The sequence below is a fragment of the Ruegeria sp. BJ6 genome (assembly GCF_056537885.1).
Map to the genome: position 1 here is coordinate 260185 of NZ_JBQFSG010000005.1, position 15049 is coordinate 275233.

A 15049-nucleotide genomic window follows, 5' to 3' on the forward strand; every position below is an offset into this window, starting at 1 on the left:
GGTCATGATGTGATCTGACAATGACCAGGTAAGTGGTGCGACGCGCCGAACTCGTACCCCCTCATTTAAATCGTCATAAGAAATCATGACGCGCCGCAGTTGTTTCGTAGCCTCATCAAATGGCTGAATTGTGTCTGTTTGATGAAGAATGCAGGATTCGAATAAACTCTGGATTTCACGTGATCGGGCAATCTCAATATCGACGGAGTAATTTTACCACGACAAGTACCGGCAGATTGCCTCCCAATCGTGTGCTGGTAAAGAAAGGGCAGGCCTTTGGATGGAGAGCTGCATCACTGTCCATATCGGGCAAGGTTCATGCCAAGAGTTTTTGTTGATCAGTATTAAAGTCGTAGGGCTGAGGCTATTACCGCCGTCTAAATAATATCCAGTAGCACGGGTTTCCACGCGCCGAATAATAAATGTGTTGTCACACACCTTTTGTATTTGATTGCTGCCAAACGAAGCCACGAACCTGCTTTATTTTTCAACGTGTTCCGGATCAAGGACCAGTGGAATTCTGCCTGTAGAGGTGCGCCTTAATGTTGCCGGGGTTGAATGCACGCGTTTCGAAACAGCACAGTTTTGCTGATCCGGTTTAATTGCCGAATGTACCAGACGGTCGCCGATTTCTTTGGCCGTAGCCAGGGGAAACAAATAGCCAAGCCAGCCGAGGCCTGGATCGCGGATGGCTAACAGCCTTTGGTTCTCCCATGGCGGGTCGGGCACCAACCAAGCCGGGTTGGGTGTTGCCACGAGCCGTGAACCTGGGTCCAGAGAAGGGGGGACACGCTCGGCCAATCTGGCCCTGGCGCTTGCGAGTTTGTGAATCAGACGCTCTAATTCGGCAGCATCCAGCAGGATTTCCCCCAGGTGCATTCCTTCAATTTTCAAATCAATCGAGCATACTGACTGATCTTCACTGACTTTTGTCCTTACAGATATCTTTTCCATAATAAATGCTCCTCAGTAACGAGAGATATTTTCAAATCGACAACTCAGTTCATCGCGACGTGGCGCATTGGCTAATTCTGCTCCACGGGCGAAAAAAGGCCCGAGGCGGTCAGGTCGGGAACCCAAGTTTCCCGATCAGGCGCCAGATATCCTGATTGGCAGTTGTGAGTTGTGAAATCGCACCTTCGATCTGTGAGATTGCCGCGTCATCGATTGTGTCTGCCCGCCCGAGTTTGATGTCAGTTTTTCGATCTGCAATTCGCATCAGAATTGTCTTGGGGTTTCCGCTGTCCGGATCAAAGGAGTATATGCAGTGATTGTACTTGTTGCGGACCCCTGAGAGTTTGGACAAGCGGCGGGTTTGTTCCAGGATCGGATCACGGACCGATGGTTGCTGCCCTTCCATTTTTGCCAGCCTTTCGACCAAATCAACACGGGCCCGAGTTGTGTTCAACGTGAGAAAGATGATCACGGCCACATCCTTGTTGGTACCAGATAAACCGGCGATCAGATGGATCAACAGGCTTTCCGTATTGGTCCACATGTAGTTCAGGCGACCAACAAGCAAAATCAACTGGTCGAAACGGTTCTCTACGTCACTGGTCAATGTGCTGTTGCCGTGCCGTCTCCGGTGCGACCTCGAAATAGAAATGCGCCGCGGCGGTCCGATTGTTCACGCCAATCTTTCCCACTACGTTGTGCATGTGCAGCTTTACGGTGTGCTCTGTTATTCCTAGCCTCGATGCGACGATCTTGTTGCTTTCTCCGTGTGACACGAGGCGTAGCACCTGCTTCTCACGACGTGTCAGCTTGTGAAAAAGAGCCTCATTCCGTGTATCAGGGGGTGAAGGTTCCAGCCGCTCTTCCGTTGCAGAACCAGACGCGGCCCTTCCATTGGTGTTCGGATTGACGCATTCGGCGAAGCAGGCAGGCAAGTATTTCTGATCATTCATCAACAGGCGCAGAACGGCCCGCCAGACATCTGGTCCGACATTCATCGGCAAGTATCCGATGTCGCCGTATCTCCGTCTGTCCCAACGTTCGAACAGTGATCTGGCGGCGCTTTCTGATCGGTATGCAAAAGAAAGACATCCCGATCCGGACGCTTTGACATAGTATTGCGGTTTGCTCAGAAGGTCTTCGATCATTGACTGATCTACCACCAGCATCCTGAGCGAAGAGATGTCGACGTCGGTGATGTCAGGAGCCTGCCCCAGACAATCGCAGCGACGCGCTGTTACGCCAAACTCACTCTGGACATTTCTCAGTGTTTGATTGGAAAAAAACAATTCTTTTCCAATGAATAAGACCGGAATATCGTCTTGATGTTCAATTCCATTAGAATTTTCACTTGCCAATGGTAAACTCACGGCTTCCTCCATCTGCAAAGGAATCCGGCACCGGGAACATGGTACCAATGAATATCAGCGCAGAATATTCACGCTGAAAAATGCCTGAATCATCTAATTAATTAGCCTATTAGTATATCCGAAAGTTCCGAAATCTTCAACGGTTTGTTTTTGATCTAGAACCAAACCTATTACTTTTGGGTAGTCTGCCCGAAAATAATTTCATTGCTACCTATCTCAAAGTATTAGGTTTTTGGTGAATTGTGTAATGCCTGTTGAATTTCCCCAATCTATCAGTTCGGACTTTGTACGAATCTCAAAATAATTGTTAATTAACATATATATAGATGGAACTGATCTTTCGATCAGCTAGCCACTGCCGCCTTCAACTGCAACGATAGTAAGGCTTCAATTACAGAAGCATCGTTGAACCTGACGTGCCTGCGGCCGCGTATTAGAGCGAAATTCCCGCACGGACGATTATCGGCTGGGCCGAGATTGGAGGTGACGGAAAACGAACCAGAACATGTTCGTACTTCATGCGAACCTGAAATCGTGTTCGGATGAAGATTTTTCAAACCAAAAACGCTGTATGCCGCCTGTTAGATGAATGGTGGACTGGCGTTATGTAGAATGGAAAATTACAATGAAACGCAATACTAACAACGCCAACGTCACAACCGTAGACGAAATCAAAGTAGAGCATCTGAAAGCTGATTTTGAGACCAAAATTAAGGTCGAAGAAGCCAACGTTGATGCAAACGCGAATTCGCAAGATCAACAGCAAGATCAGACAGTTGATAACGACAACACCGTAGATACGTCAGATTCGCAACATCAGGGTCAGGGCCAGGCTCAGACATCGGATAACGCGAATGAGCAGGGTCAGGATCAGGGTCAGGACCAGGGCCAGGATCAGGCGCAGGGCCAGCAACAGGGTCAGCAGCAGCAAAACGTGAATGGCGGTGACGACAGCAACGACATCGACAACAGCACAGCTGTCAATATTGACTTCGGCGAAGGCGAGTGGATTCCGCGTGATGATGATCAGGTGGATCTGGATCTTGGCGATTCTGCCACTGTCGGTGACGTGATTACCGCAGGGCGCAATCTGGACTACGATCCCGGCGATGACATGAACCTTGACATCACGATGAATGGTGCCGGGAATGACATGGCATCTGTCAACAACCAGGTGGCCAGCCTGTACGACGATGACTATATCGAAGATGCTACTGTTTCAAACGATGGCGACTTTTCCCAGAACGGCAATGCAAACGGCGGTACCGCCAATGCACAAGAGGGAATTGGTACGTCAACCGGTGGCGGCGCCTCAGGCCAAGGTGGCTACTCTTATGGCGGCAACGCCCAGGGTGGCACGACCCAAGGTAGCGCTGCCTGGGCGCAAGGTGGCGACTCGGGTGATGCTGGTTCGGATGCCGACGCAGGTTCCGGTGGTGCATCTGGTGAAGCCGGTAACGCAAGTATTGGCCTAGGCCTGTCCGGTGCAGGTTCTGACGGTGACAGCGACGGCGGAAGAGGTGGCAACAGCACCAGTGATTCAGCGTCCGACAACTCCAACAGTTCAGATACCGATGCTGATGGAACCGGCGGAACCGGCGGCAGCGCAGACTCGCTGGGGCTGGGTATTGGTCTTGGTCTTTCGGGGGCCGGTGCAGACAGCAGCGCCGATGGCGGTGACACCGATACAGATTCGAGTGGCATGGGCTTTGGTGCCGCACATAATGACTCGGCTTCGGACGGAGCAGACGGCGGAAACGGTGATGCAGACAACGATGGTTCTGCCGACAACAGCACCGACAATGATGTATCGGCTGATGATGCGACCGCTGGTAACAACGATGCGGACGGCACTTCCGACTCTACATCTAGCAGCACTGCAGACGGTGATGGTGGAAATGGCGACGGCGGCAATGGCAATGGTGGCAATGGCGACGGCGGCAACGGTAACGGTGGCGATGCCAACGGCGGATTTGCCGGACTTGTAGAAGCGGCCGTTGCAGCACTGTTTGATGAAATCACCGATGATGATGAAGAAGCTGAAGAAGGTGATGATGACGGCGACGCAGACGCAACAACCGGTGGTGGCAACACAGCCGATGCTACCGGCGGCACCGGCGGCACAGGGACTGGTGGAACCGGAACCGGTGGCACCGGAACTGGCGGTAGCGGAACCGGAGGAACAGGCACCGGTGGCAGCTCGGCGGCCAACTCTGACTCGCAGGCCGTAGGTGACCAATCTGCGAGCGGTCCGGACATCGACCAAACCCAGGGTAATGTTGACGGTGCGGCCAATACCGCCCAGGACACAGATGGAACCGGCGGGGCAGGCGGCAGCAATACGACTGACGGCGCGGCCAATGGCACGGGTACCGGTACTTCGACTGCAGACGGCACTGCCGGTGCAGGCGGATCGGGTACATCGAATGCTGACTCGGCCGGTAGTGGCGCGGGTTCTGCGGATGCGGCCAACACTGCCGGTGCCGGTGGCGCGGCAGATGTGTTTGCATCTTCGGATACCGACGGCACGTCGGACAGCATGGCCGAAGCCATCGCCGGGTATGGTGGCGCAGCCAACTCCGACAATGATGCAAGCTCGGCTGGCTCGGGTGATGCGACTGGCGCAGCCAACACTGGCGGCGGCGGAGGCGGCGGCAGCTCGACGTCCACCGGCGGCACCAGCGGCAAGTCGATGACAGATGCCATGTCCGGCGACACCGCAAGCGGCAACGTCAAAGGTGGTCAGGCGTCAGGCGCAAATTCGGGCGATGGTGGAAACGGCGGCCACGGCGGCAACTGGGGGTCCAACAATGGTGGCGACAGCGTCGTGACCGGTGAATCCTATGCGTCCGCAGCAGCGGTGGTCGACACAGATGCCTTCAACCAGACGATCGTCATGGGTGCCAATGTGCTTGGTAACTCGGTCGATACCACCATGGTTGGCGGTTCGATGACGTCGTCTTACGCAAGCGACGACACCGAGGTCTAAAACAATTGCCGGGAACCACCAATACGGGTCCCGACAAGCATTAATGAAAACGCCGAGGCCGTTTGTTGCGGCCTCGGCCCAACTTGACCCAAACCGGAGAATTCAGCCCGGCGCGGGGGACAGGGAAAACCGACATGTCTCTCGATAGTATTACGGAAACAATTGCACATTTTATCGGAACATTTGAGCTCACGGTCGAGCAGGCCAGACTTCGGGATCAGTATGATGAATTTACGGCCTACAGAAAAAAGGCCGAGCTTGATCAGTTAGACGATCCGACCACGATCAAAATAAGCGCCAAGCTGGAACCAGATCCGGTAAAAATTGAACTTACACCTTACCGGTTCCAAGAGCCCCAGAAACTGCCTGACGCGCCCCCTCCGCCCGGTGACGTCAGCTATGGAACTACAATTCAGCTAGGAACGCCGACAGCTCCTGAAACTGTAATACCTCAGGTGGATTTCTTCGGTAATGACATTGCGAGTGCGAATGCCGGGCAGGTGACTTATGTCGAACACACTCCGGAAGGTTCAAGCGAGCTGTTGGGGTCTGTCGTAACCTATACGATGCAATACCTTTTCCTGAGCGACAACGACACGCTTGGACAGGGCGATTTCAGGGATACAGACGTCTTGATTGCCGAGGCCGAGCAGTCTTTGGACGTTGCGCTGTCGCTTCACGCAATGTCAGCACCTTCGTTGTCGGTTTCTGACTATTTGTCGGTCGATAAGGTGGAAGCACTGGCGCAAGAGATGCTTCAGCCTTTGTCCGCTGAAGTTGAAGGTGTGACAATTCATCAATTTCACGGTGCTGATGCGATTGGCGTGATCGTAAACGGCGAATACGTCGATGAAATGCCGGTCTGGAATGACCTACTGCCCGCTTACCACAAGCCGGAAGAAACCTCTGACGAGGATGTCGAGGCGCCCACCCCTTATCCTGATGAATGGGAGCAGGGTGCCGAACCGGTTATCGAGGATGGGCACACAGTCATCACAGGGGGCAACCTGCTGATTAACGAGATCAACGTTACCGTTGGTTGGGTCGATGCCCCCTATATTGCTTTGGGCGGGCAATCGATCAACCTGACCATGTTCAGTCAGGTGGCGGTCGTATCGGATATGGACGAGGGATCGCACGGCTGTGGAAGCGGCACAAACGTCGTTCAGGCAGCTCAGATTGATATGCAGTCAAACCCGGCGGCCTGGATTGCAGATGCACAATCGGATGGTGAACAACCCTCGTTTATTTCGGTCGATTGGATACAGGGAGATCTGGTCGTCGCGAATTTCATCAAACAAGTCATAGATGCAACAGACATCGATCACATAAATACCGAAGTGTCTGCGTCGTCATCGTATTTCGCGATGGGCGATAATCAACTGACCAATCTGGATAATATTATGCAGCTTGGCAGCTATTATGACCTGATCATGATCGGCGGCGACATGATCTCGTTGGATATGTTGTTCCAGACGATTGTTCTGATGGATGATGACGTGGTCGAAGGCGGGATGCCTGGTCCCGGAGGGGCTGGGGACGAGAATCTGGTTATGAACCACGCGACGTTGAATTCGCAGGGTCAGGACACCCACAAGGATATGGACAAGGCCATGGCGGACGTTCTGGCGCTGCCTGAAACAAATCAGGACGCACTGGAAGAGGCCTTGCTCAACGATCCCCTGTTTGCAGGGCTTGAACAAATGCGGGTGCTGAAAGTTGATGGCAGCCTGTTGCAGGTCAACATTTTTGAACAAGTAAGCATGTTGGCCGATCAGGATGATGTGGAGTTGACCGGGGCGGCCGCCGGAGACACGGACGTAATTGCAGGCAGCAATGCAATTCTCAACTCAGCCAGCATCAACAAACTTGGCATCGATTCTGTGGTCATGGCAAATTCCGAAACCTATTCGGATCTGTTGCTGCATCAGGCCAGCCTGATTGACACGCCGGAGGAAGACAACGGTGACGATTTGGTAAACGAGGCCGTCGCCTTCCTGATGGACGATCCGACCGACTCGAATTCGTTGCCCGGATCGCAAGGCCCCGATGATCAGGAAGCTGTCGGAGATAAAACGCTCGTCGAGTCGGATGGCATGCAGAGCATGCTGGCCTGATTTTGGGCGATAAGAATACGAGTGATCATAAGGTTTGAGTATGTCGATCATATTTTCATCGCGCCGCACCCGGTACGCCAGCCCGCTTGACCGGCACGGAGGCGGTCGCCCGTTGCCGCTTAAGCAAAGCGACAAGACTGAACCGATGGGTCCTGAAGGTGCCGGCGAAGCCATAGGTAGGACCGCACTGCGACTTACTGGTGGGATGCGTGTGGAAAATCCGGCCCGAACGGAACCAGGTAAATCATTGGGGCAAGAGGAAAACAAGCCGACAACGGATGCGTGCCCTCAGAACGCAGGCTGCTCGGATGCCGGGCCTGAGCAAGTCTCTGACATTCAGGGTGGGCAGCAATCCGATAAACCCAACTCCAATGACAATATGCAAATCAATCCATCGGAAACGACCAGTTCCACTCGGCGCGTCGAACCTCCTCAACGGCGCGCGCCGCCGCCACCTGCGGCAGAACAAGACATGGCGGGTGACGGCACTGGGGTGGCCAGCGCCAAAGGCCCCAAGCCCGATGCCGATCCGCAACCAAAGGCGCGAGCGACCCCCTCTGCGCCGACGGGGGCTAAGGATCGGGTCGGTACCACGATCGAGGCCAAGGCGAACCAGCCGCTGCCACCGTCAAATTCCGGCGGAGGCGGAGGCAATGGGCCACCCCAAAATTTCCACAGACGAACTCCTCCGGAAGATTTTCAGAAAATCCTGCGCATTTCGATGCGCGCGATCCGGCGCAATCTGAGTTTCGTTCTGGTCCTCACCTGCGCGACCAACATCCTTATATTGGCCATTCCGATCTATCTGTTTCAGATCAGTGACCGGGTACTGACCAGCCGCTCTCTGGATACTCTGATCATGCTGACGGCCATTGTGGCGGGCGCAGTTATCTTTCAATCGGCTTTTGACGCGGTCAGGCGGTTTATGCTGATGCGAACGGCGGTCGAAGTGGCCGCACGATTGGGGGCACCAATCCTAAGCGCCGCAGCTCATGCGTCGCTGCACGGGACCGGGCGCGAATATCAGACGTTGGGAGATTTGCAGCAGGTGCGGGGTTTTCTTGTCTCCAGCACGTTGATTGCTTTTCTTGATGTACCCTTTGCGCCCTTGTTCATTCTGATGATTTTTCTGGTGCATCCCCAACTTGGGATGATCGTTATCGTCACCGCCTTGCTGCTGATGACCATTGCTTTGATCAACCAGAGAATGACGGCCAAACCATTCGCCAAGGCAAACCGGGCACAGTCCATGGCCAACATGCATCTGGATTCGATGTCGCGAAACAGCCAGATCATCAATGCGCTGGCCATGATCCCCGAGGCCGTTCGCATCTGGGGGCGCGACACGGCGACCTCGCTGACATGGCAGGTTCGGGCACAGGACCGGAACGTGATCTTTGCCGCCATATCCCGCGCGGTGCGGTTGCTGACGCAGATCGGCATCCTCGGCTGGGGCGCTTTTCTGGCCCTTCAGGGAGAGATTACAGGGGGCATGGTAATTGCCGCTTCGATCATTGCCGGCCGCGCCTTTGCACCGATCGAGGGATCAATCGAAGGGTGGAATACGTTCCTTCTGACGCGTGGCGCGTATGATCGGATTCGAAACCTTTTGGCGAACTCGGCCTTGCAGCATGAAAAACTGCGCCTGCCGCGGCCCGAGGGGCGGTTGGATGTTGAGCGTCTGCTTTACGTTCCTGGTGGAACCAAACGCGTCGTGCTGAACGGGATTACCTTTTCGATGAACCCCGGCGAGACGCTGGCTATTATCGGTAATTCCGGCGCCGGGAAAACGACCCTTGGGAAGACCTTGGTCGGCTCGATCCTGCCAACGTCCGGCAGTGTCCGGCTGGACCTGATGGACATACGCAACTGGGATCCGCGTCAATTCGGTGAAAGCATTGGCTACCTGCCTCAGGACGTGCAACTGTTTCCCGGCACCATCAAGGACAACATTGGTCGGATGCGCGATGATGCGACAGACGAACAGATACACGATGCAGCTGTTCTGGCCGATGTCCACAATATGATTGCCACACTGCCACAAGGGTATGAAACGGTTGTCGCTGCGGACGGCACCCCACTGTCAGGCGGGCAAAAGCAACGCATCGCTCTGGCGCGTGCATTCTTTGGTAATCCGCAAATGGTGGTGCTGGATGAGCCGAACTCGAACCTGGATGTAGCAGGCGACAAGGCTTTGGCCCGCGCGATCGAGCAGGCAAAAAACAGCAAGATTACCGTGATCGTGATCACTCAGAAGCCGACGCTTCTGAATGTAGTCGACAAGATCATGCTGTTGACGGATGGGCGCGTGGCGCTGTTCGGCGAGCGTGAACAGGTGATGCAGCAACTGAAGGGACCTCGAAACAAGCCTGAACTGCGCGGCTGAGGGAAGCAAATGACTGAACTGGCAAAAATCGAAGACTCGTCGCAGTGGTATGCAGAGGTACCGCGTTCGATCAATCGCCTGATCGTTATAGGAATGGTTATGCTGCTGGTATGTTTCGGTGGTTTTGGTGTGTGGTCGTTCCGTGCTCCGCTTGCCGCTGCAGTTATCGCTCAGGGCAGCTTTGTCGCAACAGGTCGCAACAAGATCGTTCAACACCTTGAGGGGGGGATAATCGAGGAAATCCGCGTTTTGGAAGGACAGGCTGTCGAAAAGGGTCAGGTTCTCATGACGCTGGATCAGACCTCGGCGGAGTCAAATGAGCGCGAGCTGTTTGTTCGCAAGATCCGCCTTCAGGCGATGGCAGAACGGTTGCTTGCCGAGTACCGGGAACAGGACCGTTTGACGTTCTCTAACGAACTGGTTGCAGCTTCGGACGATGCCGAAATCCTGACCATTCTGGACAATCAGATGCTGAGCTTTGAGGTGTCACGCAAGACACTGCTGAACGATATCGCCTTGCTGTCGCGTAATATCGAAGCATTGAAAATCAGGGAAAGCGGGTTCGAGGCACAGCTTGTTTCCATGACCCGGCGTTCCGAAATCCTGCAGGAAGAGTTCGATACCAAAAATGCTCTGTTCGAAAAAGGGCTGGTCAGAAAAGGCGAGTTGAACACCATCAGGAGGGTGCAGGCCGAGGCTGAGGGGCAACTTGCCCGGCTACAGGCCGAGGCGTCGGAAATCAGCCAGATGTTGCTGAAGTACGAGGAACAGATTTCCCGTACCCAATCTGCATATCGAGAAGTTGCGCTTGATGAGCTGAGCGTTATCGAGGCCGATCTGGAAAGTGTACGTGAAAAGGCGCGGCAGGCACGCAGTGTACTTGATCGCGCGGTGGTTCGAGCGCCGGTCGCTGGTACGGTCGTTCGCCTGCATTACCATACATCAGGCGGTGTCATTGAAACGGGTGAGCCCATCGCCGAAATCCTTCCATCTGATGCTCCACTGATCATTGAAGCCCAGATACCGCGGACCGAAATTGACAGTGTCGTCCATGGCCAGAAAGCGACAGTGCGTCTGGTTGCGTTGAACCAACGCACGACGCCGGTACTGAATGGCGAGGTCTTCTATGTTTCTGCAGATGCGCTGATGGAAGAGTCGGCTGGGGTACCCAAAGAGGTTTATCTCGCCCGCATCTCGTTATCTCTGGATGAAATGGATCGGGTTAGCGGTTTTATTCCCACACCGGGAATGCCGGCTGAAATCATGATCCAGACCGAAGAAAGAACATTTGCAGCCTATATCGCCAAGCCGATCGTCGACAGCATGTCACGCGCGTTTCGCGAACACTGACTGCGGTGGACGACCGCGGCTTACCTTCAACTGGTGTCAATCAGCGTCTACACATTCCAAAAGTCGCATGATATTTCTTGGGAAACTGTTCAGGGAATGCTGCATATGACATTGACGGTCAAAGACATGATGGAAGCCGCAAACGCCGTGGTCGAACGCATTGACGTTGCTAGGGCGAAAGAACTGATAGAGCAGGGCGGCCTGCTGCTGGACGTCAGGGACGCGCCCGAGTTGGAGCGCACAGGCCGGGCGGTTGGATCTCATCATATTCCACGTGGCATGCTGGAATTCCGGGCGGATTCCAGCACGCCGTTTCACGATGCCGAACTGCGCAAGGATCGACCCATTGTATTGCATTGTGCGTCGGGTGGGCGTGCGGCTCTTGCAGGCAAATTGCTCAGGGATATGGGATACGAGCAGGTTTACAATCTGGGAGGCATTTCGGATTGGCAGAACGGTGGTGGAGAAATGGTCGCTCCAGTTGATGCCGGGATGTAGGCTGTTGATCTGATGCATGTCAAAGCCAAACATATTCGCGCACTCCAATGTAATGGCCGAAGCTCAACAAAAGGACTACGGCCATGCTACGTTTGGCAGCCATGCTTTATTCACTGATTGCTACCGCAATTGCCGGATCAGCGGTAATCGCGGTTCTGTCCGCAGGGTTGGTATCGGTGTCGGCCATACTTTGGGCCGCCGGTGTTGGGGGGGCTATTGCGGCTCCGGTTTCCTGGCTGGTCGCAAGGCGATTGTATCAGGGCGGGTGACAATCAGGCGTTCAGGAACGTTCTGACCGCCGCCTCGAACTCTCTGGGTTTCTCAGCGTGAAGCCAATGACCTGCGCCCGGTATTTTTGCAAACCGGGCGTTTGGAAACAGCGCGCGGATTCTGGCCCGATGTTCCGGAAGGACATAGTCGGATTCTGCCCCTGACAAAAACAGTGCCGATCCGTGCCACGATGCATCGATATCCGGAAAGCCCATGATTTTGGGCATCTCGGCGGCCAGAACATCCAGATTCAGCCGCCAGCGTTTCCCGGCGACGTCTAGCGATTGGGTGAAAAAGCTCTGCAGCGCCTTCTCGACACCTAATTCAGCAAGTTGCTGTTCTACGTCAGAACGGCGTTCAACCGCGGACATGTCGACCGCGCGCATGGCTTCGATGTATTTGATCTGACTATGGCCATAGGTCACCGGGGCGATGTCGGCTACTACCAGCTTGCGGACAAGTTGCCCGTGTTTCAGAGCCAGCATCATTGATGCCTTGCCCCCCATCGAATGACCGACCACATCCGCGACGCCACCGAGGTTTTCGACCACCTCGGCCAAATCCGAGGCAAGCGCGGCATAGTCATGCGCCTGTGTCCAATCACTGTAGGCGTGATTGCGCATGTCAACGGCGACCACCTGCCGTTCGTCGGACAGCCGTCTTGCAATAACACCCCAATTTCTGGCCGAGCCATACAGCCCATGTGCAATCAGCAAAGGGGGCAGGGAGGTCGGTTCGCCATGAATGATCGTGTTGAGCATGTTTTGGTGATAGCCGGGCCTCGCGGGAACTGCCACCCCCATTGTGGCCGCGCTTTGGCGGGGCTACATTACCCCGTCAGGAGGCGCGAAATGCAGCAGGATACCGAGGTTCAGACCCAGATCGCCGAAACCATCTTGCTGTTGCGCAAGAAACTTGGCGTGCGTGGAAAAACGCTTGCGGCATCCGTCCGCCGGGTAAAGCGACGTTTGCCCCGTCGGGTCTATGCACAGGCGATGACGCTGGCCAATGCCGAGCAGATGGCTGAACACCCGAAACTGCGCATGATTCTGGACACCCCGGGTTTGATCAAGGCATCACACGACGTGCAAACACATCTTAGGGCGATTGACCTTGCGGATCGCAGGTGGGGCTGGTTTCTGGGGATGCTGGGCGGATTAACCTTCAACCTGTTGGTTCTGGCGGTGCTTGTTCTCTTGTTTCTTTGGTGGCGCGGGTTGATCTGACCTTTCGCTTGTTAAACGCCCGGGCTACTTTGAACGCGGTTCAGGCAGAGGGGCGATATGTTATCCAAATCCCAGATACGGCGCGCGGAGTTGCGCGAAAAACTGGTTGAATCAGCTGAATCCCGGATCGCACGCGACGGTTTGGGCGAGCTGAGAGCCCGGGATCTTGCCAAAGACGCCGGTTGTGCTTTGGGTGCAATTTACAATGCGTTCGAAGACCTGAACGCTATTGTCATGGCCGTGAATGGCCGCACCTTTCGCGATTTGGGAGAAGCGGTATCTGGTTCATTCGATGGCGGTGAAGAACCGGTGAAGCGTCTGATTGTCATGAGCAACGCCTATCTGCGGTTCGCCGACGACAATACCAATCTCTGGCGCGCGCTTTTTGACCTGAAAATGTCCGATGATGGGCCGGTGCCCGAATGGTACCGGGACGCCCTGAAAGGGCTGTTTGCCTATATCGCTGAACCTGTTGCCGAATTGTTCCCCGAACTGGACAGGGCCGAGCTGGATCTGATGACCCGTGCCTTGTTTTCTTCGGTGCATGGCATTGTGACTTTGGGGCTGGAAAACCGGATTTCGGGCGTCCCGCCCGAACAGATCGAACGCATGATCGCACAGGTTCTTTCCAGAATTGGAAACAAATAGTTTCCTGAACGGTGTTCAAGAAAAGTATTGAACGGCGTTCATAAAATTGCTACCTCCACTGCATGAACAATGTTCATATTGGAGGAGCCCATGTTTGGCACATTGAAAACCTTGATTGTCGGCGCAAATGTCCGTGCCGAAGAGCAATTACGTGACACCTATTCAATTGAGCTGATCGACCAGAAAATTCGCGAAGCAGAGCAAAACCTGAAAGCCGCGAAATTAAGTCTGGCTAGCTTGATACAGCGGCAGCGAAATGAAACCCGGCAGGTTGACGGGTTGAGGGCGCGCATTGACGATCTGATGCTCCGTGCCAGGCAGGCGCTGGCAGATGAACGGGATGACTTAGCGCAAAGTGCCGCTCAGGCAATTGCCGACCTTGAGAACGAGGTCACCTTGCGCGGTCAAACGGTTGAACGCCTGGATGCCCGTATTTTACAGCTGCGCCAAACGACCGAGGCCGCAAGCCGTCGCATTGTCGACCTGAAGCAAGGCGCCATATCCGCGCGTGCGGTTCGACGCGAACAGGGTTTGCAGCGAAAGCTGAACCGCCATCTTGGTGGCGACAGCCCCATCGATGAGGCCGAAACACTCATCGGCCGGGTTTTGCAGCAGGACGACCCATTCGAGCAGTCCGAGATTTTGCGGGAAATCGACGACGGCCTGAGCCACGCGGGGATCGCATCTCGTCTTGAAGAAGCTGGATATGGGCCAAAAAGCCGTTCGACCGCAAAGGATGTCTTAAGCCGCCTGACGGAACAAAAGAAAGACTGAGCGCAACTGCCTTTCCGAATTACAGAACCAATTAAACAGGAGAATTCAAATGACCGGTCGTAATGAAAACGCCTTGATCCTTATGCTGAACGGTGCCGGGGTGGCTATAGCATATGCGTTGCTTGGTATTTCACTTTATCTTTCCACGGATGTACCGCTGGCGACAAAGGGGTACTGGGGAATGGGCATCATTCTTTTGACACTGAGCCTGATTAACGTTGTCAAATACCGCTTTGACACGCGTTCGGCCGAAGACCGCATTAACCGGATAGAAGAGGCACGCAATGAAAAGTTGCTGGAAGAGGTCCTGACCGACCCAAAATCTGAAATCTAGACGTTCCACCCCAAAGTGCTGGGGAATGAAACTGTTGTGTCTAAACAAGAAACGGCGCCATTGTGGCGCCGTTTGCGTGTCTCAAAGAGGGTGTCTTTACAGGTTCGGGTAGATCGGGAAGCGGGCGCAGAGG

Annotated in this window: 14 protein-coding genes; 10 read left to right on the forward strand and 4 right to left on the reverse strand. The window is 54.6% G+C overall.

Features of this window, described 5'->3' with window-relative positions:
- Positions 1-480: 480 nt before the first annotated feature.
- The 3 genes from ACR0D6_RS13325 to ACR0D6_RS13335 form a co-directional block, all read right to left on the reverse strand.
- On the reverse strand, positions 481-954 hold the full coding sequence (locus ACR0D6_RS13325; protein WP_480765833.1) for a hypothetical protein: 474 nt from the start codon (positions 952-954) through the stop codon (positions 481-483).
- 109 nt (positions 955-1063) lie between these two features.
- Positions 1064-1561, reverse strand: coding sequence for a hypothetical protein (locus ACR0D6_RS13330; protein ID WP_170651520.1), 498 nt, complete (start codon positions 1559-1561; stop codon positions 1064-1066).
- Positions 1551-2336 carry a response regulator transcription factor gene (locus ACR0D6_RS13335; protein ID WP_480765834.1) on the reverse strand — a complete coding sequence of 262 codons (786 nt, stop codon included), beginning with the start codon at positions 2334-2336 and terminating at the stop codon, positions 1551-1553. Before ACR0D6_RS13335 ends, ACR0D6_RS13330 begins: the two co-directional genes overlap by 11 nt.
- A gap of 613 nt (positions 2337-2949) precedes the next feature.
- On the opposite strand from ACR0D6_RS13335, the gene ACR0D6_RS13340 reads away from it, so the two are divergent.
- From ACR0D6_RS13340 to ACR0D6_RS13365, 6 genes are all read left to right on the forward strand, one after another.
- Positions 2950-5313, forward strand: a complete 2364-nt coding sequence (locus ACR0D6_RS13340) for a hypothetical protein (protein ID WP_480765835.1) — start codon at positions 2950-2952, stop codon at positions 5311-5313.
- A gap of 134 nt (positions 5314-5447) precedes the next feature.
- Positions 5448-7430 carry a type I secretion protein gene (locus ACR0D6_RS13345; RefSeq protein ID WP_480765836.1) on the forward strand — a complete coding sequence of 661 codons (1983 nt, stop codon included), beginning with the start codon at positions 5448-5450 and terminating at the stop codon, positions 7428-7430.
- A 40-nt stretch (positions 7431-7470) separates the two neighbouring features.
- The gene (locus tag ACR0D6_RS13350) at positions 7471-9816 is read left to right on the forward strand and encodes a type I secretion system permease/ATPase (protein WP_480765837.1); all 2346 of its coding nucleotides are present in this window, start codon (positions 7471-7473) and stop codon (positions 9814-9816) included.
- Between the two features lie 9 nt (positions 9817-9825).
- A complete protein-coding gene (locus ACR0D6_RS13355) occupies positions 9826-11166 on the forward strand; it encodes an HlyD family type I secretion periplasmic adaptor subunit (RefSeq protein ID WP_480765838.1) in 1341 nt (446 codons plus the stop codon).
- 105 nt (positions 11167-11271) lie between these two features.
- The gene (locus ACR0D6_RS13360; RefSeq protein ID WP_170652559.1) at positions 11272-11664 is read left to right on the forward strand and encodes a rhodanese-like domain-containing protein; all 393 of its coding nucleotides are present in this window, start codon (positions 11272-11274) and stop codon (positions 11662-11664) included.
- An 83-nt stretch (positions 11665-11747) separates the two neighbouring features.
- Entirely contained in the window at positions 11748-11933 is a 186-nt protein-coding gene (locus ACR0D6_RS13365; protein ID WP_170651526.1) for a hypothetical protein, read from the forward strand.
- Positions 11934-11936: 3 nt separating this feature from the next.
- On the opposite strand, the gene ACR0D6_RS13370 is transcribed toward ACR0D6_RS13365, so the two are convergent.
- Positions 11937-12737 carry an alpha/beta fold hydrolase gene (locus ACR0D6_RS13370; protein WP_480765839.1) on the reverse strand — a complete coding sequence of 267 codons (801 nt, stop codon included), beginning with the start codon at positions 12735-12737 and terminating at the stop codon, positions 11937-11939.
- Positions 12738-12785: 48 nt separating this feature from the next.
- Here ACR0D6_RS13370 and ACR0D6_RS13375 point away from each other — a divergent pair, with 48 nt between their 5' ends.
- The 4 genes from ACR0D6_RS13375 to ACR0D6_RS13390 all read left to right on the forward strand — a co-directional run bounded on the left by ACR0D6_RS13375 (position 12786) and on the right by ACR0D6_RS13390 (position 14916).
- Entirely contained in the window at positions 12786-13160 is a 375-nt protein-coding gene (locus ACR0D6_RS13375; protein WP_170651528.1) for a hypothetical protein, read from the forward strand.
- Between the two features lie 57 nt (positions 13161-13217).
- Positions 13218-13808, forward strand: coding sequence for a TetR/AcrR family transcriptional regulator (locus tag ACR0D6_RS13380; protein ID WP_480450986.1), 591 nt, complete (start codon positions 13218-13220; stop codon positions 13806-13808).
- A gap of 90 nt (positions 13809-13898) precedes the next feature.
- Positions 13899-14582 (forward strand): PspA/IM30 family protein, encoded by a 684-nt coding sequence (locus tag ACR0D6_RS13385; protein ID WP_480765840.1) that lies wholly within the window; start codon positions 13899-13901, stop codon positions 14580-14582.
- Positions 14583-14631: 49 nt separating this feature from the next.
- On the forward strand, positions 14632-14916 hold the full coding sequence (locus ACR0D6_RS13390; protein WP_480450983.1) for a YiaA/YiaB family inner membrane protein: 285 nt from the start codon (positions 14632-14634) through the stop codon (positions 14914-14916).
- Positions 14917-15049 lie beyond the last annotated feature (133 nt).